At 69.0% G+C, this 21,093-nt stretch carries 27 protein-coding genes; 14 read left to right on the forward strand and 13 right to left on the reverse strand.

Annotated elements, in window-relative coordinates:
• Window positions 1-213: 213 nt before the first annotated feature.
• The 6 genes from IEY87_RS42415 to fdhD all read right to left on the reverse strand — a co-directional run bounded on the left by IEY87_RS42415 (window position 214) and on the right by fdhD (window position 5,296).
• Complete coding sequence (locus IEY87_RS42415; RefSeq protein ID WP_189144550.1) at window positions 214-1,362, reverse strand: DUF418 domain-containing protein; 1,149 nt, start codon at window positions 1,360-1,362, stop codon at window positions 214-216.
• A 132-nt stretch (window positions 1,363-1,494) separates the two neighbouring features.
• Window positions 1,495-2,343 (reverse strand): hypothetical protein, encoded by an 849-nt coding sequence (locus tag IEY87_RS42420; RefSeq protein ID WP_189144551.1) that lies wholly within the window; start codon window positions 2,341-2,343, stop codon window positions 1,495-1,497.
• A complete protein-coding gene (locus IEY87_RS42425) occupies window positions 2,340-2,840 on the reverse strand; it encodes a SigE family RNA polymerase sigma factor (protein WP_189144552.1) in 501 nt (166 codons plus the stop codon). Before IEY87_RS42425 ends, IEY87_RS42420 begins: the two co-directional genes overlap by 4 nt.
• A 140-nt stretch (window positions 2,841-2,980) precedes the next feature.
• Window positions 2,981-3,250, reverse strand: coding sequence for a hypothetical protein (locus IEY87_RS42430; protein WP_189144553.1), 270 nt, complete (start codon window positions 3,248-3,250; stop codon window positions 2,981-2,983).
• A 72-nt stretch (window positions 3,251-3,322) separates the two neighbouring features.
• Window positions 3,323-4,399: an epoxide hydrolase family protein gene (locus IEY87_RS42435; RefSeq protein WP_189144554.1), complete on the reverse strand. Its 1,077-nt coding sequence runs from the start codon at window positions 4,397-4,399 to the stop codon at window positions 3,323-3,325.
• A 57-nt stretch (window positions 4,400-4,456) separates the two neighbouring features.
• Window positions 4,457-5,296, reverse strand: a complete 840-nt coding sequence (gene fdhD, locus IEY87_RS42440; protein ID WP_189144555.1) for a formate dehydrogenase accessory sulfurtransferase FdhD — start codon at window positions 5,294-5,296, stop codon at window positions 4,457-4,459.
• A 260-nt stretch (window positions 5,297-5,556) separates the two neighbouring features.
• Between fdhD and IEY87_RS42445 the strand changes: the two genes are divergently transcribed.
• The 8 genes from IEY87_RS42445 (at window position 5,557) to IEY87_RS42480 (ending at window position 11,685) form a co-directional block, all read left to right on the forward strand.
• Window positions 5,557-6,372, forward strand: a complete 816-nt coding sequence (locus IEY87_RS42445; RefSeq protein WP_189144556.1) for a biotin--[acetyl-CoA-carboxylase] ligase — start codon at window positions 5,557-5,559, stop codon at window positions 6,370-6,372.
• A 33-nt stretch (window positions 6,373-6,405) separates the two neighbouring features.
• The gene (locus tag IEY87_RS42450; protein WP_189144557.1) at window positions 6,406-6,918 is read left to right on the forward strand and encodes a PH domain-containing protein; all 513 of its coding nucleotides are present in this window, start codon (window positions 6,406-6,408) and stop codon (window positions 6,916-6,918) included.
• 63 nt (window positions 6,919-6,981) lie between these two features.
• Window positions 6,982-8,067, forward strand: coding sequence for an S-(hydroxymethyl)mycothiol dehydrogenase (locus IEY87_RS42455; RefSeq protein WP_189144558.1), 1,086 nt, complete (start codon window positions 6,982-6,984; stop codon window positions 8,065-8,067).
• Window positions 8,067-8,687, forward strand: a complete 621-nt coding sequence (locus IEY87_RS42460; RefSeq protein WP_189144559.1) for an MBL fold metallo-hydrolase — start codon at window positions 8,067-8,069, stop codon at window positions 8,685-8,687. The genes IEY87_RS42455 and IEY87_RS42460 overlap by 1 nt, the downstream gene beginning before the upstream one ends.
• A 103-nt stretch (window positions 8,688-8,790) precedes the next feature.
• Window positions 8,791-8,967: a (2Fe-2S)-binding protein gene (locus IEY87_RS42465; protein WP_189144560.1), complete on the forward strand. Its 177-nt coding sequence runs from the start codon at window positions 8,791-8,793 to the stop codon at window positions 8,965-8,967.
• Between the two features lie 16 nt (window positions 8,968-8,983).
• Window positions 8,984-9,466 (forward strand): bacterioferritin, encoded by a 483-nt coding sequence (gene bfr / locus IEY87_RS42470; RefSeq protein WP_189144561.1) that lies wholly within the window; start codon window positions 8,984-8,986, stop codon window positions 9,464-9,466.
• Between the two features lie 271 nt (window positions 9,467-9,737).
• Entirely contained in the window at window positions 9,738-10,406 is a 669-nt protein-coding gene (locus IEY87_RS42475) for a response regulator transcription factor (RefSeq protein WP_043620820.1), read from the forward strand.
• Between the two features lie 4 nt (window positions 10,407-10,410).
• The gene (locus IEY87_RS42480; protein WP_189144562.1) at window positions 10,411-11,685 is read left to right on the forward strand and encodes an ATP-binding protein; all 1,275 of its coding nucleotides are present in this window, start codon (window positions 10,411-10,413) and stop codon (window positions 11,683-11,685) included.
• Here the strand turns inward: IEY87_RS42480 and IEY87_RS42485 are convergent.
• Window positions 11,669-12,151 (reverse strand): GtrA family protein, encoded by a 483-nt coding sequence (locus IEY87_RS42485; RefSeq protein WP_189144563.1) that lies wholly within the window; start codon window positions 12,149-12,151, stop codon window positions 11,669-11,671. The two genes, IEY87_RS42480 and IEY87_RS42485, sit on opposite strands and share 17 nt — an antisense overlap.
• A gap of 133 nt (window positions 12,152-12,284) precedes the next feature.
• On the opposite strand from IEY87_RS42485, the gene IEY87_RS42490 reads away from it, so the two are divergent.
• The 3 genes from IEY87_RS42490 to IEY87_RS42500 all read left to right on the forward strand — a co-directional run bounded on the left by IEY87_RS42490 (window position 12,285) and on the right by IEY87_RS42500 (window position 15,019).
• Entirely contained in the window at window positions 12,285-13,433 is a 1,149-nt protein-coding gene (locus IEY87_RS42490; RefSeq protein ID WP_225278193.1) for a 5-(carboxyamino)imidazole ribonucleotide synthase, read from the forward strand.
• A gap of 14 nt (window positions 13,434-13,447) precedes the next feature.
• Complete coding sequence (purE, locus tag IEY87_RS42495; protein WP_189144581.1) at window positions 13,448-13,936, forward strand: 5-(carboxyamino)imidazole ribonucleotide mutase; 489 nt, start codon at window positions 13,448-13,450, stop codon at window positions 13,934-13,936.
• A 174-nt stretch (window positions 13,937-14,110) separates the two neighbouring features.
• A complete protein-coding gene (locus IEY87_RS42500) occupies window positions 14,111-15,019 on the forward strand; it encodes a GNAT family N-acetyltransferase (RefSeq protein ID WP_189144565.1) in 909 nt (302 codons plus the stop codon).
• Window positions 15,020-15,059: 40 nt separating this feature from the next.
• On the opposite strand, the gene IEY87_RS42505 is transcribed toward IEY87_RS42500, so the two are convergent.
• Window positions 15,060-16,373: a UDP-glucose dehydrogenase family protein gene (locus tag IEY87_RS42505; protein ID WP_189144566.1), complete on the reverse strand. Its 1,314-nt coding sequence runs from the start codon at window positions 16,371-16,373 to the stop codon at window positions 15,060-15,062.
• A 124-nt stretch (window positions 16,374-16,497) separates the two neighbouring features.
• Here IEY87_RS42505 and IEY87_RS42510 point away from each other — a divergent pair, with 124 nt between their 5' ends.
• Window positions 16,498-17,661 carry an acyl-CoA dehydrogenase family protein gene (locus IEY87_RS42510; RefSeq protein ID WP_189144567.1) on the forward strand — a complete coding sequence of 388 codons (1,164 nt, stop codon included), beginning with the start codon at window positions 16,498-16,500 and terminating at the stop codon, window positions 17,659-17,661.
• 514 nt (window positions 17,662-18,175) lie between these two features.
• On the opposite strand, the gene IEY87_RS46440 is transcribed toward IEY87_RS42510, so the two are convergent.
• Together IEY87_RS46440 and IEY87_RS46445 are read right to left on the reverse strand one after the other, a co-directional pair.
• Window positions 18,176-18,460, reverse strand: a complete 285-nt coding sequence (locus IEY87_RS46440; protein ID WP_225278194.1) for a hypothetical protein — start codon at window positions 18,458-18,460, stop codon at window positions 18,176-18,178.
• A gap of 8 nt (window positions 18,461-18,468) precedes the next feature.
• A complete protein-coding gene (locus tag IEY87_RS46445) occupies window positions 18,469-18,741 on the reverse strand; it encodes a hypothetical protein (RefSeq protein ID WP_225278195.1) in 273 nt (90 codons plus the stop codon).
• A gap of 5 nt (window positions 18,742-18,746) precedes the next feature.
• Here IEY87_RS46445 and IEY87_RS42520 point away from each other — a divergent pair, with 5 nt between their 5' ends.
• Window positions 18,747-19,448, forward strand: coding sequence for a hypothetical protein (locus IEY87_RS42520; RefSeq protein WP_189144568.1), 702 nt, complete (start codon window positions 18,747-18,749; stop codon window positions 19,446-19,448).
• A 58-nt stretch (window positions 19,449-19,506) separates the two neighbouring features.
• On the opposite strand, the gene IEY87_RS42525 is transcribed toward IEY87_RS42520, so the two are convergent.
• Window positions 19,507-19,746: a hypothetical protein gene (locus IEY87_RS42525; protein WP_189144569.1), complete on the reverse strand. Its 240-nt coding sequence runs from the start codon at window positions 19,744-19,746 to the stop codon at window positions 19,507-19,509.
• Window positions 19,747-19,842: 96 nt separating this feature from the next.
• Here IEY87_RS42525 and IEY87_RS42530 point away from each other — a divergent pair, with 96 nt between their 5' ends.
• Window positions 19,843-20,115, forward strand: a complete 273-nt coding sequence (locus IEY87_RS42530; RefSeq protein WP_189144570.1) for a GntR family transcriptional regulator — start codon at window positions 19,843-19,845, stop codon at window positions 20,113-20,115.
• Between the two features lie 34 nt (window positions 20,116-20,149).
• Here IEY87_RS42530 and IEY87_RS42535 read toward each other — a convergent pair whose 3' ends face one another.
• Together IEY87_RS42535 and IEY87_RS42540 are read right to left on the reverse strand one after the other, a co-directional pair.
• A complete protein-coding gene (locus IEY87_RS42535) occupies window positions 20,150-20,455 on the reverse strand; it encodes a hypothetical protein (protein WP_189144571.1) in 306 nt (101 codons plus the stop codon).
• Window positions 20,456-20,508: 53 nt separating this feature from the next.
• Window positions 20,509-20,796 carry a hypothetical protein gene (locus tag IEY87_RS42540; RefSeq protein WP_189144572.1) on the reverse strand — a complete coding sequence of 96 codons (288 nt, stop codon included), beginning with the start codon at window positions 20,794-20,796 and terminating at the stop codon, window positions 20,509-20,511.
• Between the last annotated feature and the right edge of the window lie 297 nt (window positions 20,797-21,093).

Genomic DNA, 21,093 nt, shown 5'->3' on the forward strand with positions numbered 1-21,093 from the left:
CGCTTGGGAGACGAGAGTTATCTCAAGCTGCTGGAAAGACGTACAGAGATGCACCGAATCGGCCCGTGAAACGCGCAAGCCCGGGACCCCACCGTCCGGAGGGATCTTCCCAGGCTCACTTCCTACCGCTCCGAAAAGCGGCGGCTTCACTACAGATAGTAACCCGGTGCGCCACTCAGGTCCAGCGCGTCGCGAGGAGCCGGTGGCAGTCGGTCAACTCCAGTTCGTCAGCCGGCGTAGGCCGTACTCCACTGGGCCGTATCGGTGGGAACGTAGCCACCAGGCGCTGAGCCCCAGCAGGACCGTGTAGATGACCACGGCGATGCCCATCACGCCCAGTGGTGGGACGCTCCCCGCGAGGGCCAGGCCGTATCCGGTGAAGACCAGGCAGACCAGGACGGACTGTCCGATGTAGTTGGAGGCGGCCATCCGGCCGGCGGGGGTGAGGGCGCCGGCGAGCGCCGGATACCGCTTGAGCAGCCGGAGCAGGGTCGCCACGTAGGCGGCGGCCAGCAGCAGTGACGTCACGTTGTTCAGGGCCAGCGCTACCAGGGCCGTCGCGTCCTCGCCGGCGGACTTCCAGGCGTAGAAGACCCCGCTGGGCACGCCGACGCCGAAGCCGATCCACTGGATCCGGGGGAGCAGGTGCGCCCACCGCTCCGGCTCCTCCAGCAGCTTCGCCTTACCGGCCGCCAGCCCGAACAGGAACAGCGCCAGCGCCGTCGGCCCCTGGAAGGCCCAGATGCTCAGGGCGAGCACCGGATACAGCTCCACCTGCAGCGTCAGGAAGTCCAGCGGCCCGCCGGTGACCAGGGCCAGCACCCGGGCCGACTCGGCCGGGTCCGCGACGGGGGCGGCGCCGGCGGTGGGATCCAGCGTGGTCAGCGCCGCGAGCAGCAGGTAGCACACGGTGAGAACGCCGATGATCCAGACCCCGGCGCGGACGGCGGTGCGCGGCCGGACGTCGCGCAGGGCCAGCAGGATCAGCCCGAGGAAGGCGTACAGGGTGAGGATGTCGCCGATCCACAGCAGCAGGCCGTGCACCACGCCGATGACGAACAGCCCCAGACAGCGCCGCAGCGTACGGGCCCGCACGCTCGCCCCGGCCCGCTCCGCGGCCCGCAGCTGCAGGGTGAAGGAGTAGCCGAACAGGAACGAGAAGATGACGTAGAACTTCGTCAGCACCAACGCGTAGATCGTGTAGGCGACCGGGTCCTCGGGCACGGGGATGCCGCCGACGATCGCGTGCCCGGGGTCGGCGAGAAAGCCGATGTTCGCCACGAGAATCCCCGCCAGCGCGAAACCCCGCACGGCATCGACTTCGCGGACCCGGCTGGGGGTGGGCCGTTCGGTCTGTGTCATTCCTACGACGCTAGAGATCACCGCCGGCCCGGACATCGATCCTTGGCATCCGACGCCTCCGACCAAAGTCGCGGCTGGCCGGTCGCTCTTGGTCGAGAGAGCCGGATCTACGTCGATACGGACTCCGGCTGCTCAGGGGGTCGGCGGCATCGGGCTGTCATCGGGGGGTTCAACGACCGTCGAGGGTGCACCGCTCGGCCCGGACGTGGTTTGGGCAGGTCGGTCGTAGACTCCGACGGCCCACCTGCCTGGCCGCTCACCGACCTCGGCCGACAGCCGTTCGCGCACTTCGGGGCGCATCAGCGCCTGGGACTGGGCGCTCTCGTCACATCCCTTCGACACCGGGGTCTGCGGGCAACCCGTGACGACCTCCGCAACCTGCCGGACCGGGGCGTCGGCCGGGAAGACCCAGACCTGCAGAGACTGCGGACGCTTCAGCCAGTCGGAGGGCGCCGAAAGCCGGTCGTGATGCGAGCTCACCGAGGACTCGCACCGTCCGGCCGAACCGCCCAGTTCGCCGCTCTTGAGCCGCTGCGCCGTGACGACCCAAGCCTGGGGATCGTCGCAGACCACCTTCTGCCCCGTTGAGAAGCTGGTCGGCGAGAAGGTCACCGTCCGGGCGACGCCCATTGTCTCGAAGCGCTGGGAGTGGATGAGAGGGAGGTCGAATCTCTCGGCCCCCAGCACCACGGAGAACTTCTCGGGCAGCTTCGGGCCGGGCTCCACCTGGGCCGAGTCCGCAGGAGACTGAGCGAGCGTCGCCACGTCCGCCGAGGGTGATCCGATCAGCAGGCCGTTCATCAACCCGGCGGCGGTGACGACTACGGCGACCGTCGCCCCCGCCGCCACCGCCCGCCGAGTACGGCCGATGCGGCGGCCTCGCCGTACGATCGCGTCGAGATGAGCAGGTGGTTCGCCGGCGCTCTTCTCCTGAGCATGCTCGTTCAGAAGCTGTCGCAGATCATTCTCGGTGGACCTCATCGCCGAACCTCTTCTAGATTCATGGTCTGGATGTCTGGATCGACCCGAAGACGGGTGAGGGCTCGGCTGAGCTGACTCTTCACCGCTCCCAGTGAGCAACCGACGATGTTGGCGACCTGGGTGAGCGTCCGTTCCTCGAAGTAGTGCAGGACGATCACCGCCTGCTGGCGTGGTGAGAGTGTGTCGATCGCGCTCCACAGCGCGGCCCGATCGTCCACCTGTGCGGCCGCGTCGCGTGGATCGGCCGTCTCGGGGAGTGTTTCGGCCGGAACCTCGCCGCGCCAGCGCCTGCGCCACCACGACGTGTGGGTGTTCACGATGATCCGATAGACGTACGGGTCAGGGTTGCCCTCGATCCGCCGCCAGGCAAGCCAGGCCTTTGCCAGCGCTGTCTGCACCAGGTCCTCGGCCGTGCCCCAGTCCCGGGCGAGGAGATACGCCATCCGGCACAGCCATGAATGCCGGTGTGCCACGTACTCGGCGAATCCGTCGTCCATTCGTCATCTCCGTCTCGTTGTATCCGGTGATGACTACCGCTTGGGAGGCGCGTTCGGATGACAGGCACCCTGGACCAAGGTGATCCATCTCGACCGACAACGTTTCGATCGAGATGCCTACGCGCTTGAGAACCTGATGATCACTGGCCGGTGAGGCCCGGGGTTTCGTCGGCGAAGGTGATCACCATGTAGCGGCCGTTGGCGTAGCTGATCACGGGGCGGTGGAGCATGTCGCCGACGCGGCGGGCCACCGCCTGGAAGAGCTCCACCAGTTCCGGGGTGTCGGCGCTGATCCGGAAGCGGCCGCTGGTGGTCAGGTGCTCGGCGACGAGGGGAGTGAAGGTCGCCTCGCTCCGGGCCCGTTCGTCCGCGTTGAGGGGGGTGCGTCGGAGCGTGGGCTGCTGGGGCATCGCGTGATCTCCTTGGGGGCGCCGAGGCTTCAGTATGCCAACCGCGGCGCCCGCGCCGGAACTCACGGTGGGTCAGGTGAGGTCGGCGAAGAAGGCCTGGATGTCCGCGGTGAGGGCGGCGGTGGCCGTGTGGGCGGTGTAGTGGCCGTGGGCCGGGGCGGGGAGGGTCTTCCAGGAGACGATGTTCGCGTGGTCGCGGTTCGCGAAGGGCCGGATGGACTTGAAGTCGCCCTCGCCCATCGCCAGGCCCAGCGGCACGGTGGTGGGCTCCTTGGGCTGCTCGGCCCGTGCGTTCTCCCAGTAGAGGCGCAGCGCCGAGCCCGCGGTGCCGGTGAACCAGTAGATGGCGGCGTTCGTCAGGATGAAGTCGTCGTCCAGGTCCTCGTCGAAGAGCTGGGCGAGCCAGCCCACCAGGCCGGCGGGGGAGTCGGCGAGGGCGTGGGCGAGGGTCTGCGGCTGCTGCGACTGAAGGACGTTGAAGGCGCCCTTCTCCTTCCAGAACCAGTCGAGCACGGCCAGGCCCGCCTGGTCCTCCTCGGTGAGGGCGGCGAACTCGGCGGGGTCGCCGGAGGGGAAGGAGTAGATCTGGGTGACGTGCACGCCGACGACGTGGTCCGGGGCGATCCGGCCGATCTCGGGGGAGATCATCGAGCCGGCGTCGTTGCCGACGGCGCCGTAACGGTCGTAGCCGAGGCGGGACATCAGCTCGGCCCAGGCGCGGGCGATGTGCTGGTTGTCCCAGCCGAGCTCCTTGGTCGGGCCGGAGAAGCCGTAGCCGGGCATCGACGGGATGACCAGGTGGAAGTGCTGGGACAGGGGCTCGATGGCGTCGAGGTATTCGGCGATCGAGCCGGGCCAGCCGTGGGTGAGGATGAGGGGGAGCGCGTCCGGGTTCTGCGAGCGGACGTGCAGGAAGTGGATGCGCTGCCCGTCGATCTCGGTGGTGAACTGGGGGTGGGCGTTGAGCCTGGCCTCCACGGCGCGCCAGTCGAAGCCGTCGCGCCACCGGGTGACCAGGCGCCTGACCCGCGCGGCGGAGACGCCCTGGTCGGTGCCGGGGATCTCGTCGGTGAAGCGGGTCAGGGCCAGGCGGGCCTGGAGGTCGTCGAGGTCGGCCGATGAGATTTCGACACGGAAGGGGTGGATCATGAGAACTCCTTTGGCGGAACGACTTGTTCTGTTCCAACTATAGCAGAACGGAACAGTTCATTCCACAAATATGCGCTCCTGTCCGGCGTAGACGTTGCACCCTTCGCCGCGCAGGAACCCGACCAGCGTCATCCCGAACTCTCTGGCCAGGTCGACGGCGAGCGAGGAGGGGGCCGAGACCGCGCACACCGTGGGGATGTTCGCCGCCAGCGCCTTCTGCATGATCTCGTAGCTGGTCCTGCCGCTGACCATGAGGATATGACCGGACAACGGCAGGCGCTCGGTCAGCTCTGCCCAGCCGACCAGCTTGTCCACCGTGTTGTGCCTGCCCACGTCCTCACGCACCGCCACCTGCGCCCCTTCGGCGGTGAACAGGCCGGCCGCGTGCAGGCCGCCCGTCTTGCCGAACACCCCCTGGGCCCGGCGCAGCGCGTCCGGCAGGCCGTACAGGACTTCGGGGGTGATCCGCAGCCCGTCCTCGGGCAGCGGGCCGCAGCGCTCGTGCAGGTTGTCCAGGCCGGCCGAGCCGCAGACGCCGCACGCGCTGGAGGTGACGAAGTGACGGTCCAGCGCGGGCAGGTCGGGGATCGGGCCGTGCAGGCGTACGGTGACCGTGTTGTAGCGGGCCTCGGGCAGCAGGTCCTCGTCGGTGCAGTAGGCGATGGAGGCGATGCCGCCCGGCCGCACCACGCCCTCGCCCAGCAGGAACCCGGCGGCCAACTCGAAGTCGTGGCCGGGGGTGCGCATGGTGATGGCGACCGTCCGGTGCCCGCCGCCGGGCAGGGCGAGGCGGATCTCCAGCGGCTCCTCGGTGGACAGGTCGTCGCGCCGGTCGACGGCCCGGGTCCCGGTGAGCCGCCGGATGCGTACGCGGGTCGTGGGGCCGGGGCGGGTCACCGCGACCGCACGGCGACGACGGCGTTGACGGTGCCGAGGCCGGACAGCCGGCGGCAGGCGCGGTCGCGCGCATTCGGTCGCTCGCTCATCCCCATATCCTGCCCCGCCCGGCCGGGTGGGACCGGCCCGGACGTGGGAGAAGACGGAGTGATGTCGCGCTGCCCGGCCGGGTGGGACCGGCCCGGACGTGGGAGAAGACGGAGTGATGTCGCGCTGCCCCGCCGGGTGGGACCGGCCCGGACGTGCGAGAGGATGGACTGATGTCGCGCTACTCCGATCTGGACCGCCCGCCTCTGTCCGAGGCGGCGCTCAACCGCGCCCTGGTCCGGCCGGGCTCGCTGTGGACCGGGATCACGGTCGTCGACAGCACCGGCTCGACCAACGCCGACCTCGCCGCCGCCGCGCACGGCGGTGCGGAGGAGGGCGCGGTGCTGGTCGCCGAGGAGCAGCTCGCGGGCCGTGGCCGGCTGGGCCGCACCTGGACCGTGCCGGCCCGCGCCGGCCTGACGTTCTCCGTCCTGCTCAGGCCGTCGCTCCCGGCCACCGCGTTCGGCTGGCTGACGCTGCTGTTCGGCGTGGCCGCGGCCTCCGCCGTGCGCCGGCTCGCCGAGGTGGACGTACGCCTGAAGTGGCCCAACGACCTGCTCATCGGCGAGCGCAAGCTGGCCGGGGTGCTCGCCGAGCGCAGCGAGGGCGCGGTGGTGGTCGGCATGGGCCTCAACGTGCTGGTCAAGCAGGAGGAGCTCCCCGTGGCGTCGGCCACCTCGCTGGCCGTCGAGAAGGCGGCCTGCCTGGACCGCGATCCGCTGCTCAGGGCGGTGCTCAGGGAGGTGGAGGTGCACTACCGCGAGTGGGCGGAGGCGGCCGGCGACGCCGACGCCTGCGGGCTGCGCGCCGCCTACCTGGCGGTCTCGGCCACGGTCGGCCGCGAGGTGCGGGTCGAGCTGCCGGGTGGCGCGGCACTCACCGGCCGGGCCACCGGCATAGACGCCGCTGGTCACCTCCAGGTGACGGCGGGCGGCGTGACCTCGACGCTGAGCGCGGGCGACGTCGTGCACGTTAGGCCCACGGCATAGCCCTCAGGGCGATGAGGGTGGCACCATTTGCCCATGACCATTCCGGACCACCATCTGACGCAGGGTGAGCGGCGTGTGCGCTCCTTCAACCCTCATTGGAAGCGGCTCATCGTCCCCTTCCTCGCCCTCATCCTCATCGCCGCGGGCGCGGGTGCGGCGATCTACTTCATCCCGGGTGACTGGGCCTACTCCTCCTACGCCAGGATCGCGGTCGGCGTCATCGCGGTGCTCCTGCTGACGATCTGGTCGTTCATTCCCTACCTGCGGTGGAAGAACACCGGCTACGTGCTCACCACGCACCGCTTCACGATCAGCACCGGGGTGCTCAACAAGTCCACGGACGAGATCCCGATGGCCAAGGTCAACACCGTGAGCTCCGACCAGACCTTCGCCGAGCGCCTGCTCGGCTGCGGCACGCTGGTCGTGGAGTCGGCGGGCGACCGGGGCCAGATCGTGCTGCGGGACATCCCCAAGATCCAGGATGTCCGAGTGGATCTGTTCCGCCTGGTGGAAGACGCCTCCGACGGCGAGCTCGACAACCGCTGAGCTTTCGGCGTGGTGCGGCCTCATGTCTTGCGGAGATCACCCCGCTGACCCAAGATGGCTGCCATGCCGTACGAAGTGCAGGGCGTCATCGCCCGGGGCAAGGGCCAGGAAGTTTCCATCGAGACGGTGATCGTGCCGGATCCGGGTCCCGGGGAGGCGGTGGTCAATGTCCAAGCCTGCGGGGTCTGCCACACCGACCTGCACTACCGGGAAGGCGGGATCAACGACGAGTTCCCCTTCCTGCTCGGGCACGAGGCCGCGGGCACGGTGGAGGCGGTCGGCGAGGGCGTCACCGGGCTGGAGCCGGGTGACTTCGTCATCCTCAACTGGCGGGCCGTGTGCGGCCAGTGCCGGGCGTGCCTGCGCGGCCGGCCGTGGTACTGCTTCGCCACCCACAACGCCGCCCAGAAGATGACGCTGGCCGACGGCACCGAGCTGTCGCCCGCGCTGGGCATCGGCGCGTTCCTGGAGAAGACGCTGGTCGCCGCCGGGCAGTGCACCAAGGTGTCGGCCGAGGCGCCCGCGTCGGTGGCCGGGCTGCTGGGCTGCGGCGTGATGGCCGGGATCGGGGCCGCCATCAACACCGGCGGCGTCACCCGTGGCGACACGGTGGCGGTCATCGGCTGTGGCGGGGTCGGCGACGCCGCGATCCTCGGCGCGTCCCTGGCCGGTGCAGCCAAGATCATCGCGGTGGACCTGGACGACCGCAAGCTGGAGTGGGCGCGCGGGTTCGGCGCCACCGACGTGGTCAACTCCGGCGCGAGCGACCCGGTCGAGGCGATCCGCGACCTCACCGGCGGCCACGGCGCCGACGTGGTGATCGAGGCGGTGGGCCGCCCCGAGACGTACAAGCAGGCCTTCTACGCCCGCGACCTGGCCGGCACCGTCGTCCTGGTCGGTGTGCCGACCCCGGAGATGCGGCTGGAGCTGCCGCTGCTCGACGTGTTCGGCCGCGGCGGTTCGCTCAAGTCGTCGTGGTACGGCGACTGCCTGCCCAGCCGTGACTTCCCCATGCTCATCGACCTGTTCCTGCAGCACCGGCTGCCGCTGGACAAGTTCGTGACCGAGACGATCGGGCTCGACCAGGTCGAGGAGGCGTTCGCCAAGATGCACCGCGGCGACGTGCTGCGCTCGGTGGTGGTCCTCTGATGATCGACAAGGTCGTCACGTCCGGCACGTTCTCGCTCGACGGCGGGACGTGGGACGTCGACAACAACGTCTGGCTGGCGGGCGACGCGCGCGAGGTGGTCGTCATCGACGCCGCGCACGACGCCAAGGCCATCGCCCAGCGGGTGGGCGGCCGTGAGGTCAAGGCCATCGTCTGCACGCACGCGCACAACGACCACATCAACGCGGCGGCCGAGCTCGCCGAGCTGACCGGCGCGCCGATCCGGCTGCACCCCGCCGACGAGGTCCTGTGGTCGCAGGTGTACGGCGACAGCGTGCCGTACGTTCCCCTCGCCGACGGCGAGAAGATCGAGGCCGGCGGGATCTCGCTGGAGGTGCTGCACACCCCGGGCCACGCGCCGGGGGCGGTCTGCCTGTACGCGCCCGAGGTGTGCGTGCTGTTCAGCGGCGACACGCTGTTCAAGGGCGGCCCGGGAGCGACCGGCCGCTCCTACTCGTCCTTCGACACGATCATCGACTCGATCCGGGGCCGGCTGCTGGAGCTGCCCGCCGAGACGGTCGTGCACACCGGGCACGGCGAGTCGACGTCGATCGGGGCCGAGGCGCCGCATCTGGAGGAGTGGATCAAGCGCGGTCACTGAGCAGGGGATCTGTGGCGTACCTGACATAGGCAAGCCTTACTTAAGTAGGCTATGTTAGGTATGCCTTACCAAAGATCCCCTGCTTCCGAGAGGCCGGCCCCGAATGTACGTGTGCGTGTGCCGCGCCGTGACCGAGAACGACGTCCACGATTGCATCGCGGGCGGCGCCACCAGCGCCAAGCAGGTGCGCGACACCACGGGGGCCGGCAGCGACTGCGCCACTTGTGTGCGGAAGATCTGTGCAATCCTGAGAGCATCTCAGGAACTGACCACCGCATAACACGAGGGGCCCGTTCATGCAGGGCGACAAGCAGATCATTGAGCTGCTCAATGAGCAGTTGACGGCCGAGCTCACGGCGATCAACCAGTACTTTCTGCACGCCAAGATGCAGCAGAACTGGGGATACACCAAGCTCGCCGACTATACCCGCGACGAGTCGATCGACGAGATGCGTCACGCCGAACGGCTCACCGACCGCATCCTCTTTCTGGAGGGGCTGCCCAACTATCAGCGGCTCGGCACCCTGCACATCGGCCAGACGGTCCGTGAGCAGCTCCGTGCCGACCTGGAGGTCGAGCTTTCGGTGGTGCAGCGGCTGCGGCCGGGCATCGCGTTGATGAGGGAGAAGGGCGATGTCACCTCCGCCCGGATCTTCGAGGAGATCCTGGAGGACGAGGAGAAGCACATCGACTACCTCGAGACCGAGCTGGGGCTCATCGAGACCCTGGGGGAGCAGCTCTACCTCGCCCGCTACGCCGAGCCGCCCTCCGCGGACTGATTTCCCGCCCCGAGGCCCGTCCTGGTTGGAGCGTTTCGCGCTCTATCAGGCGGGCTGACGTGCTTTCGGGGTTCCGACACGCCCGGCGGGAGGGTTGGGCTTGTCACCCCCGGGCATGGTCACGTCTGCTTTTCCCCGCGATGATCGCGGTACTTTAATCACGACTAACCGATGTTTAGCCGTGTTTGGCCAGGTCAATGGATAGGTCAACGACGAGTCAAACCGTGCGCTGTGCCCGGGAAACGATCCCCTAAGGTCCTACGATCGCTTCATGACCTGCGTACTTCTCGCCGAGGATGACACCTCGATTTCCGAGCCGCTCGCGCGTGCGTTGCGCCGAGAGGGCTATCAGGTTGAGGTGAGCCCCGACGGCCCGCAGGCCCTCGAGAGGGCTCTGTCGGGGGGCATCGACCTCATCGTTCTTGACCTTGGCCTGCCTGAGATGGACGGCCTGGAGGTGGCCCGCCGGATTCGTGCCGAAGGGCACGGCACCCCGGTGCTGATCCTCACCGCCCGCGTCGACGAGGTGGACACCGTCGTCGGCCTCGACGCCGGCGCCGACGACTACGTCACCAAGCCGTTCCGGCTCGCCGAACTACTAGCCAGGGTGCGGGCGCTGCTGCGCCGCGGCACCTCCGAGACCCCGGTGGTGCAGGGGGTCCGCATCGACGCCGACTCCCGCCGCGCCTGGATGGGAGAGAAGGAGCTGCACCTGACCACCAAGGAATTCGACCTGCTCAGAGTCCTGGTCCGCGACGCGGGCAAGGTGGTCACTCGCGAGCAGATCATGAGAGAGGTGTGGGACACCAACTGGTGGGGCTCCACCAAGACACTCGACATGCACATCTCGTGGCTGCGCCGCAAACTGGGCGACGACGCGGCCAAGCCCCGCTACATCACCACGGTCCGAGGAGTCGGCTTCCGCTTCGAACGCGAGTAGGCGCATGCGCCGACGCCTGCTCTCCTCCACCCTGGTCGTCGCGGTCATCGCCGTCCTGCTGCTCGGGGTGCCGCTCGGCATCGTGGTCGGCCGGCTGATCGTCGACGAGGCCGCACAGGAGCTCAGGGCGGAGGCGACCCGCCTGGTGGGGGAGGTGGAGTATGCCCGCATCCAGGAGACGCCGCTCGATCCCAAGCAACTGGAACAGAAATACCCGGACCGATACATCCAGATATTCGAACGAGGTAACCCGCCCAAGGCCACCATCGTCGGCACCCCGCCGCCTTCCGGGGAGCAGATGACGGAGGACGCCGAGTCCGACAGCGGCATATTCGTCCGGGTGAGCCGCGACCGGGCCCAGATCGAGCAGGACGTCTACGCCCGCCTGCTGCTGATCGTGGCCCTGGCCGTCGCGGCTCTCGCGGTAGCGGTGGGACTGGCCATCGTGCAGTCCCGCCGGCTCACACTCCCCCTGCTGGACCTGGCCGGGATCGCCGAACGGCTCGGCTCGGGCGACGCCCGGCCGAGCAAGCATCGCTACGGCATCCCCGAGCTCGACCAGGTCGCCGAGGTCCTGGACCGCAGCGCCACCCGCATCTCCGACCTGCTCACCCGCGAGCGCGAGTTCGCCACCGACGCCTCCCACCAGCTGCGCACCCCGCTGACCGGGCTCACCATGCGGCTGGAGGAGATCGTCGCGGCCTCCGAGCACCCCGAGGTGGTGCGCGAGGAGGGCGAGGCCGCCATCGTGCAGGCCGAGCGGCTCACCGCCGTGATCGACGAGCTGCTCGCCGCGGCCCGCAGGCAGCGCCACGCTCAGGCGGAGCCGGTCGCCCTCGACGAGGTGCTCATCCAGCAGGTGACCGAGTGGCAGCCGGTCTTCCGCGGCGTGGGCCGCACCTTGGTGCTCGCGGGCACCCGCGACCTCAAGGCCCTGGCGACCACCGGGGGGTTCGGCCAGGTCATCGCCACGCTCCTGGAGAACTCCCTGCGCCACGGCGGCGGCACCGTCACGGTGACGACGTCCTGCGGCGACAAGTACGTGGTGATCGAGGTCTCCGACGAGGGGGCGGGCATCCCGGACGACCTGGCGCCCAAGATCTTCGAGCGCAGCGTGAGCGGAGGCGGCGGCACCGGCCTCGGCCTGACGCTCGCCCGCGCCCTGGCCGCCGCCGACGGCGGACGGCTCGAGCTGGTACGGCGGCGCCCCGCGAAGTTCGCGATCTTCCTACGGCCGGCCGACGACAACGGCCGGCGGGTGGTCAGCGGTCCTGCCTGATCCCGGCCTCGGGCAACTCGGCCGGGATCGGCGTGGTCGCCTCCAGGAACACCCACTTCTTGTACGACCAGAAGCGGAACAGGGTGCCGAGGCCGACCCCGATGATGTTGGCGATGTTGAGGCTCACCGGGTCGTTCAGCTTGAGGGTGTAGGTGGTGAAGCCGATCACCAGCACGCCGAACAACAGGGCGATGCCGTTGAGCAGGAAGAACAGGAAGTATTCGCGGCCCAGCCCGCTCTGCTCGCGGTGCCGGAACGTCCAGAAGCGGTTGCCCGCGTAGGCGAAGGACGCTGAGATGACCGTGGCGTACACCTTGGAGGTGAGCGGCCCCAAGTCCACAACGAGCAGGAACAGGTTGTACAGGCCGGTGTCGATCACGAACGCGACGGCGCCGATAGTGCCGAACTTGGTCAGCTCATGAACCAAGGCCGCGAACCGCTGGTACAGGCTTTTCAGGAACCGCACGTCTCCTACTCGGCCTTCCCCTAGACACCACTTCAGCGTACCGAGGTACCTTACTGCCCCGGGCGGCCACTACGAACACATGCCGGAATCTCGCTCGAACCCTCCTCGAAGCGGACGGGTATGCTCACCTTACGTGAACGCATTCAGCCCCATCGGACCGGTCGTCGGCGTGGTCGGCGCCGGTCAGCTCGCCAGGATGACCCAGCAGTCGGCGATCGCCCTCGGCATAGAGCTCCGCGTGCTGGCCAACACCCCTGACGAGAGCGCCGCCCGGGTGATCGTCGACACCCGCCTCGGCGACTACCGTGACCTGTCCGATCTGCGCGATTTCGCCAAAGGCTGCGACGCGATCACGTTCGACCACGAGCACGTCCCCACCGAGCACATCAGAGCCCTGACGGCCGGCGGCGTCCAGGTGCACCCGGGCGCCGACGCGCTCGTACACGCCCAGGACAAGGCCGTCATGCGCGAGCGGCTGACCGCGATCGGCGCGCCGTGCCCGGCCTGGGCCCGGGTGCCCGACGTGGAGCGGGCGGTCGCGTTCGCCGCCGAGCACGGCTGGCCGATGGTGCTCAAGGCGGTCAGGGGCGGCTACGACGGCCGCGGCGTCTGGATCTGCCGCACCGAGGCCGAGGTCGCCGAGGCGTTCGACGCCGGGATTCCGCTGATGGCCGAGGCGTTCGTGCCGTTCGAACGTGAGCTGGCCGTGCTCGTCGCCCGCTCGCCGCACGACCAGGGCGTCAGCTACCCCGTCGTGGAGACCGTGCAGCAGGACGGCATCTGCGTCGAGGTGCTCGCCCCGGCGCCCGGGCTCGACCCCGAGGAGGCCGCCCAGGCCCAGCGCCTGGCGCTGAACATCGCGCACGAGCTCGGCGTGACCGGGCTGCTGGCGGTGGAGATGTTCCAGACGGCCGGCGGCCTGCTGGTCAACGAGCTGGCCATGCGCCCGCACAACAGCGGCCACTGGACGATCGAGGGCGCGCTCACCTCCCAGTTCGAGCAGCACCTGCGCGCCGTGCTCGACCTGCCGCTCGGCTCGCCCACGATGACCGCGCCGGTCGTCGTCATGGTCAACCTGCTCGGCGGCGACGACCCCGACGTGTTCAAGCGCTACGAGCACGTGATGGCTCACGACCCCGGCGTCAAGGTGCACTTCTACGGCAAGCAGGTGCGCCCCGGCCGCAAGATCGGCCACGTCACCGCCGTCGGCGACGACCTCGACGAGGTACGCGCCCGCGCCCGCCACGCCGCCGTCCACCTGACCACCGGGGAGTACGTGTGACGATCGGCATCGTGATGGGCAGCGACTCCGACTGGCCCGTGATGAGGGCGGCCGCCGAGGCCGTCGCGGAGTTCGACCTGCCGTTCGAGGTCGACGTGGTGTCGGCGCACCGGATGCCGGCCGAGATGATCGAGTACGGCCGGCAGGCGGCCTCGCGCGGCGTCCAGGTCATCATCGCGGGGGCGGGCGGCGCGGCGCACCTGCCCGGCATGCTGGCCTCGGTGACACCGCTGCCGGTGATCGGCGTGCCGGTGCCGCTGAAGTACCTCGACGGGATGGACTCCCTGCTGTCGATCGTCCAGATGCCCGCCGGGGTGCCGGTGGCGACCGTGGCCGTCGGCGGCGCCCGCAACGCCGGACTGCTGGCCGTACGCATCCTCGCGGCCAGTGACGCGGGGCTGCGCGCGCGCATGGAGGAGTTCCAGGTGCGGCTGAAGGAGCAGGCCCACGCCAAGGGCGAGCGGCTGCGCGCCGAAGCCGCCACGCTGACCTCGTCAGGCTGACCGGCCCGTCTTCGCCTGCGATCACGGCGGCTTCGTCGGGCTGACCGGCCCGTGCTCGCCTGAGCTCACGGCGGCCTCGTCGGGGTGACCGGCCTTTCTCCGCCTGTGCTCACGCGGCCTCGTCGGGGTGACCGGCCCTTCTCCGCTGTCGTGCGTAGGACTAGCGTGGCCGCTGTGCACCCGGTGATCGCAGCTCACGCCGCCCGTGTCCGCGCCGTCGACCCGTTGGCGGGCGGGCAGGTCGGGCTGCCCGCCCCCGGGCCGAACGAGGGCGCGATCGAGGTCGCCGACGCCGTCGGCCTCACCTCGGTCGACCGGCTCGACCCCGGCACGATGAACGCCACCTGGAGCCCGCTGGTCGTTCACCGCCTGTGGGGCCGGGTCGGCGGCCGGGACCCCGAGGCGGCCCTGGGCGCGCTCCTCGACCGGTGGCTGGCCGGCCTCAGCGGCGAGAGGGGACCCGACAAGGCCCTGGCGGTGCAGTGGCCCAGCCGCGACACCGCCGCCGTCCGCGCCCTGACGATGCGCGGTTTCGCCCCCATGGTGGTGACCGCCGCCAGGCCGAGCGGTGCGGTCCGGAGCGGACTGCCGGCCGCCGTGGGCCGCGTGCGGATGCGCGCCGCCACCCAGGCCGACACGGGGGACGTCGCACGCCTGTACGAGGCGCTGGTGGCCTACGACGCCCAGTTCGGCTGGGTCACCATGCGGCCGTCGACGCGGAACGGGATCGCCGAGAGCCTGGGGTCCCTGATGCACGACTCGTGGTGCTGGGTCGCGGAGGTGGACGGCGTGGTGGCGGGCATCGTCATGGTGGAGCCGCCGCAGCGGGCGCGATGGGTCGCCTCCGCCGTCACCACCTCACCGATCGCCTACCTGAGCGCGATGTACGCCGACCCCGCCGTGCGCGGGCAGGGCGTCGGCGCGGCGATGGTGGCGGTGGCGCACGCGCACCTCGACGCCTCGGGGGTGGCGACGACGGTGCTTCACCATGCGGTGCCCAATCCGCTGTCGGCGCCGTTCTGGGCACGCCAGGGGTACCGGCCGGTGCTCACCCAGTGGGTGCGCCACCTGCCGCCTGGATGAGCCGGGTGCTTCGCCGTACAGGATGGGCGGGTTTGGGGTGCTACGGGCGGCCGAGTGCGCGGTAGTGCCAGCCCGCTGAGCGCCAGGCCTCGGAGTTGAGCGCGTTGCGGCCGTCGACGATCCTGCGGGTGGCGACGACCGCGCCGAGCTCCTCAGGGTCGAGGTCCACGAACTCCTGCCACTCGGTCAGCAGCAGCACCACGTGCGCGCCACGGACCGCTTCGACGGCGGAGTCGCCGTACTTGAGCTCGGGGTGGGCCTTGCGGGCGTTGTCGAGCGCGATCGGGTCGTAGACGGTGACCTGACCGCCCTGGTGGCCGATGGTGACGGCCACGTCGAGCGCGGGGGAGTCGCGGATGTCGTCGGAGTTGGGCTTGAAGGCGGCGCCGAGCACGCCCACGGTGCAGCCGTGGAAGGAGCCGCCGGCCAGCTCCCGGGCCAGGTCCACCATACGGGCGCGGCGGCGCATGTTGATCATGTCCACCTCGCGCAGGAACGTCAGCGCCTGGTCCGCACCCAGCTCTCCCGCGCGGGCCATGAACGCCCTGATGTCCTTGGGCAGGCAGCCGCCGCCGAAGCCGAGGCCCGGGTTGAGAAAACGACCGCCGATGCGGTCGTCGTAGGACAGGGCGAGCGAGAGTTGTTGCACGTCGGCGTGGGCCGCCTCACAGACCTCGGCCATCGCGTTGATGAAGGAGATCTTGGTAGCGAGGAAGGAGTTGGCGGCGGACTTGACCAGCTCGGCCGTCGGGAAGTCGGTGACGACCACGGGCACCTCGCCCAGCGGCTCGTAGACCTCCCGCAGCACCTTCTCGGCCCGCTCGGTGCGGACGCCGAGCACGATGCGGTCGGGGTTGAGCGTGTCCTGCACGGCGAAGCCCTCGCGCAGGAACTCGGGGTTCCAGGCCAGCTCGGCCTGGACGCCGGCCGGCGCGAGCTGGGTGAGGATGCCGGCCAGCCGTTCGGCGGTGCCCACCGGCACCGTGGACTTGCCGACGACCAGGCACTCACGGTCCAGAAAGGGGGCCAGCGACGTGATCGCGTTGTCCATGTAGGACACGTCCGCGGCGTACTCGCCGCGTTTCTGGGGAGTGCCCACGCAGACGAAGTGCACGTCGCCGAAGGCCGCGACCTCTTCGTAGGAGGTGGTGAAGCGCAGGCGGCCGGATTCGATCCCCCGGCGGAGCACCGGCTCCAGCCCGGGCTCGTGGATGGGGAGGTCACCGCTGTTGAGCCGGCGGATCTTGTCAGCATCGATGTCAAGACCCAGAACGTCGTAACCGAGGTCCGCCATGCACGCCGCATGGGTGATGCCCAGGTATCCGGTCCCGATCACCGTGAGGCGATATGGCACGAGTGAGCTCCTTCCGATCGCGCAATGCTACCGGCTCCCCGCTACCTCCTTTCGTGCCACCTTGGGGTGGGCACAAACGGTACTGTCTGGTAACAAAGTAGTCGGACGTCCTAGTATTCGAGGCATGGACTTTCCTCTGTACGCGCCCGCCGAAGAGCATGACATGCTCAGGGAAACGGTCAGGGCCCTCGCCGACGAGAAGATCGCCCCACGTGCCGCCGAGGCGGACGAGGCCGGGGAGTTCCCCTGGGACGTCTACAAGGCGCTCGTCGCGACTGACCTGCACGCCATTCACGTGCCCGAGCAGTACGGAGGAGCCGGGGGCGACGCGCTGGCCGCCGTGATCGTGATCGAGGAGGTGGCGCGGGCCTGCGCCTCGTCCTCGCTGATCCCCGCGGTCAACAAGCTCGGCACCGTGCCGCTGCTGCTGTCGGCCTCGGAGGAGGTCAAGGCGCGTTACCTGGGGCCGGTGGCCCGGGGGGACGCGATGTTCTCGTACGCGCTGTCAGAGGCGGAGGCCGGGTCGGACGCCGCCGCGATGAAGACCCGCGCGGTGCGTGACGGTGATCACTATGTCCTCAACGGCGCGAAGATGTGGATCACGAACGCGGGCGTGTCGGAGTACTACACGCTGATGGCGGTGACGGACCCGGCCGCCGGTGCTCGTGGCATCTCCGCCTTTGTCGTGGAAAAGTCCGATGAAGGCGTGTCTTTCGGGCCGAAGGAGCGGAAGCTCGGCATCAGGGCCTCGCCGACCCGCCAGGTGATCCTCGACAACGTACGCATCCCCGAGACTCGGATGATCGGCGCACCCGGCTCCGGCTTCAAGACCGCCCTGGCGACCCTCGACCACACCCGGGTCACCATCGCCGCCCAGGCATTGGGCATCGCCCAGGGCGCCCTGGACTACGCCATCGGCTACGTCAAGGAGCGCAAGCAGTTCGGCCGAGCCATCGCCGACTTCCAGGGACTGCAGTTCATGATCGCCGACATGGCCATGAAACTGGAGGCGGCCAGGCAGTTGACGTACCACGCGGCGGCCAAGTCGGAGCTGGCCATGCACGGCCAGCCCCAGAAGGACCTCACGTTCCTGTCCAGCGCGGCCAAGTGCGCCGCCTCGGACGCGGCCATGGAGATCACCACGGACGCGGTGCAGCTGCTGGGCGGGTACGGCTACACCCAGGACTTCCCGGTAGAGCGCATGATGCGCGACGCCAAAATCACCCAAATCTACGAGGGCACCAACCAGATCCAGCGCATGGTGATGGCCCGGCAGTTGTTGAAGTAGACGTTGACGCGCGGAGCCCCGCCTCCCGGAGACGGGGCTCCGCTGACCCTTCGCCCCCACCCGCTGACCACCTGAGCGGTGAACCATCTACGCCCGCCCCGCACAAAGGTCCTCGCTCCGCTCGGGCTGTCTTCTCAGGCGCGCCTGGCGGCGCCCATGGGCTTCGCTAGGGCGTTAGCTCTGAAGCTGGCCGAGTTATATGCGGTTGGACGGTTGCCGGTTGAGATCTGCCGGTAGGACAACGCCGATGCCGTTGGTTGCCACCAGGTCCAGCAGTTCATCGAGGCCGGGCAGGTGCCCATCGTCCACACGGGCAACATCCCCGATGCGCGGCGTCTATTGAGCCGTGGTTGCCGGTCATGCTATGGGCGGCGGGTGAGGCGTGCAAGCAACGTTCCCAGCGACATGGGACAGTGACACGGCTTGGCCTTCCACCACGCCCAAGGAGTCTGTGATCGTGATGCGCTTTCCGTCGGAGTCGGCTCGTGGGCTCTTGGCCTTCTCGACGGATGAGCTACGCGCCCACTCGCTCGGCCAGCCCGGGTAGGTCGGGGGAGGCCGGGTCTCGCATCGTCAGCAGGTCGGAGACGAGTTGGTGTACGACTCGGTGGTTGTGGAGTTGTTCGGGGGTGATGGCCTCGGCTTCCAGCAGGGCGGTCACTGCTTCGTCGATCTGACGTCGTTGGGCGTGTGCGCGGGCGAGATCGACATGTAGCCGGGCGCGTCGTTCGTTGGACAGGGCGGCCTTGTCGATCGTGGTTCCTACGCGTAGTGCGTGGCCGCCGTCGCCCAGCTCCACGGCGACGGCTACCTCATGGAGGCGGTCTCCTCGGCCTGGTCGAAGTGGCGTGCCCGGAGGAAGACGAAGCCAAGCCGGAAGGCGCCGGCGGCCATCATCAGCGGGTCGCCTGCCCGCTCGCCCGCGTTGATGGCCCGATCGGCGGCGATCCATGCGGCTTCGGGTTCGCCGAGCTTGGCCAGTGACGCTGAGCAAGCTTGGTAGGTCGTGGCCAGCAGTTCGAACAACTTGGGTTGGTGTTCGGCCGGGGCGGAGCTGGCGGAGTTCTCCAGCGTGGGCACCGCCAGTGACCGCCGCGCTGACCGCGCTGGACCCGCGCTTCGTGCTGCTGCGCAAGCTCAAGGCCAGCACCTGGCGGGGCAGCGAGTACGAGTTCATCAGCTTCGCCGAACTGCGCACGGCCGGGCGGCTGCTGATCGAGACCCGCCGCTACGGCAACGTCTACGCCGTCGACCGCCACCAGGTCGAGCGCATCACCGACACCGGGCAGGTGCCGATCGTGCACATGGGCAACATCCCCGACGTCCGGTGTCTGGTCGGCGCTGAGCCGTGGCTGGTGGTTCTGCTGTGGGTGTCGCGCGCGGTGTGCGAACAGCGCTCCCGAGAGCGCGGGGACGATGACACGGCTCAGCGGTTGCGCGCTTGGGACGAGACCATGGCCGACCTGCACGCCCACGATGAAGGGCTGTTCGTCTGCCGCTTTCACGCGGATGAGGTCACGTCTGCCGAGGTTACTCGCCCGGATCGCATGCGCATTCGTCGACCGAGGGGCGGCGGTGTACGGTCACCGAGCCTGACCAGTCAAAATCTGCGTCCACAGGATCTGAGCAGCGTGAGCGGATGTCCAGGGGCTCTCGACGACGACGGCCGGGCTCTTTGCCGTGTAGCGCCGGACGAACCACAGTCCAGCCGCCGTGCACAGCTCGAAGTACGGGAACGTACAGGAGCAGGTGTGTGCGCGGACCCGTACTCGGAGCGCGCGGGATGAGCTCGGCTCCCAGTCGATCGGCTTCGCCCCTGGCAAAGGTGTGGCGGGATGCTGGTTGTCACACGGCTCTGGATCGGTCACGACGCCACCCCTTCAGGCTCTGCTCGTGCAGGAGCGCTTCGAATGTCGCCACGTCGTCAGCACTCACTGTCTGCTGAAGGCCCGCCTTGATTTCCGCGTCGTTGAGCCGGACGTCGCACCGCGTCGCATAGAAGGTGCCCGCGTCGCTTTGGAAGAGGGACCAGCCGGGGAACGAAGCGCGCAGAGCGCCCAGGTCGTAGCCGGATGTTTGCTGCATGTCCACAGGCTACGACAACCTTCCTAGTCCTGCCTAGGGGTACCACCAGGAACCCCTAGGAATGAATGGGAACCTTTGGGTTCCTATTGTTACACTATGGACTTCAAGCCCGATGAACTGCGCTGGCAGGCGATCGTCAACGAGATCAAGCGCAGGATCGAAGCCGGCGAGTACCGACCCGGCATGCCAGTCCCCGGAGAACCCCGCCTGGCAGTCGAACTCGGCGTGTCCAAAGGAACAGCCCGCCGAGCGCTGAACGCCCTCATCGCCGACGGCACTCTCTACACAGTCCTGGGCAAGGGCACCTTCGTCAGCCACCCCAGCGACGACGACTTTAACGAGGCATCCACCAGGCACGACCAGGACTAAGGATCATGACGTCCCGGGACAGCACACAGAGCAGTTAGCCCGTGTCTAGTCCCATGAGAGGACTGACGTTTCTGTCCCACGACATGGACGACAGGTGATCTCGGAACATGGTCGACCTTGTACGGCCAATGACCTTGACGTTGCGGATCGGAAGATCGGTGGTGTGGTGCACCGTGCGCGGCCCCTCGTCCAGGTCGATGGTCAGCGTGGTGTCGCTGACGGGCACGGTGACAACCTGGCCGGCGTGCAGGCGGCCAAGGGAGACGGCCTGCCGGGTCACCGTGATCACGCCGAAGGCGTTCGCGCGCCGCTGCACCGTGATCGGCGACCGCTGCGGCACCGGCGGCGGCCCCGCCGGGCGAGCGCCACGCAGTTGCAGGCACTTGGCCCAGATCAGCGGGTTCGGGCGGGTGCGCAGCAGCCGGCGGTGTCGGGGTCGAGGAACATCAGCGTGTTCTCCTCGATCCGGACGGTGACCCGACGCCCGCCCAAGATCTCCGCCGCCAGCAGATACCGGCCGGCCAGGCTGACCATGCCGTACTTGTTCGCCGTCCGCTCCACCTCCACCACCGCGTCGTTCTCCGCCTGTGGCAACGGCGACGGCCGCCCCGCCGCACGGCCACCATCGGCGAACAGCCGGGCCAGATCGTTAGTGGACAGATGTGAGCGCAGGCTCTTCAACCGGACCCCGCCGACCAGCAGATGGATCGCGAGCCTTATGAAACACGGCCTAGAAGAGGGTGGGAGGCTCAAGCTCGCCCCGATTCGGCCGTGGAGCCACGTCATCGACCTCTTCATCGGAGAACTGGAGAAAGTCCACGGTCCGCAAGGTGTCAGCAGGCTCAGAAAGATACCGGTTCATGGTTGCTTTCAGTTCCTCGTCGGGCGCCCAGAGCACATCGATGCCGGCTCTAGCCTCGATCTTTCGTGATCAAGGTGTGGTCGGCTGAGCGGTTCGGCTGAAGGTTGAATTGCGTG

Source organism: Nonomuraea glycinis (assembly GCF_014646515.1).
GTDB classification, from domain to species: domain Bacteria; phylum Actinomycetota; class Actinomycetes; order Streptosporangiales; family Streptosporangiaceae; genus Nonomuraea; species Nonomuraea glycinis.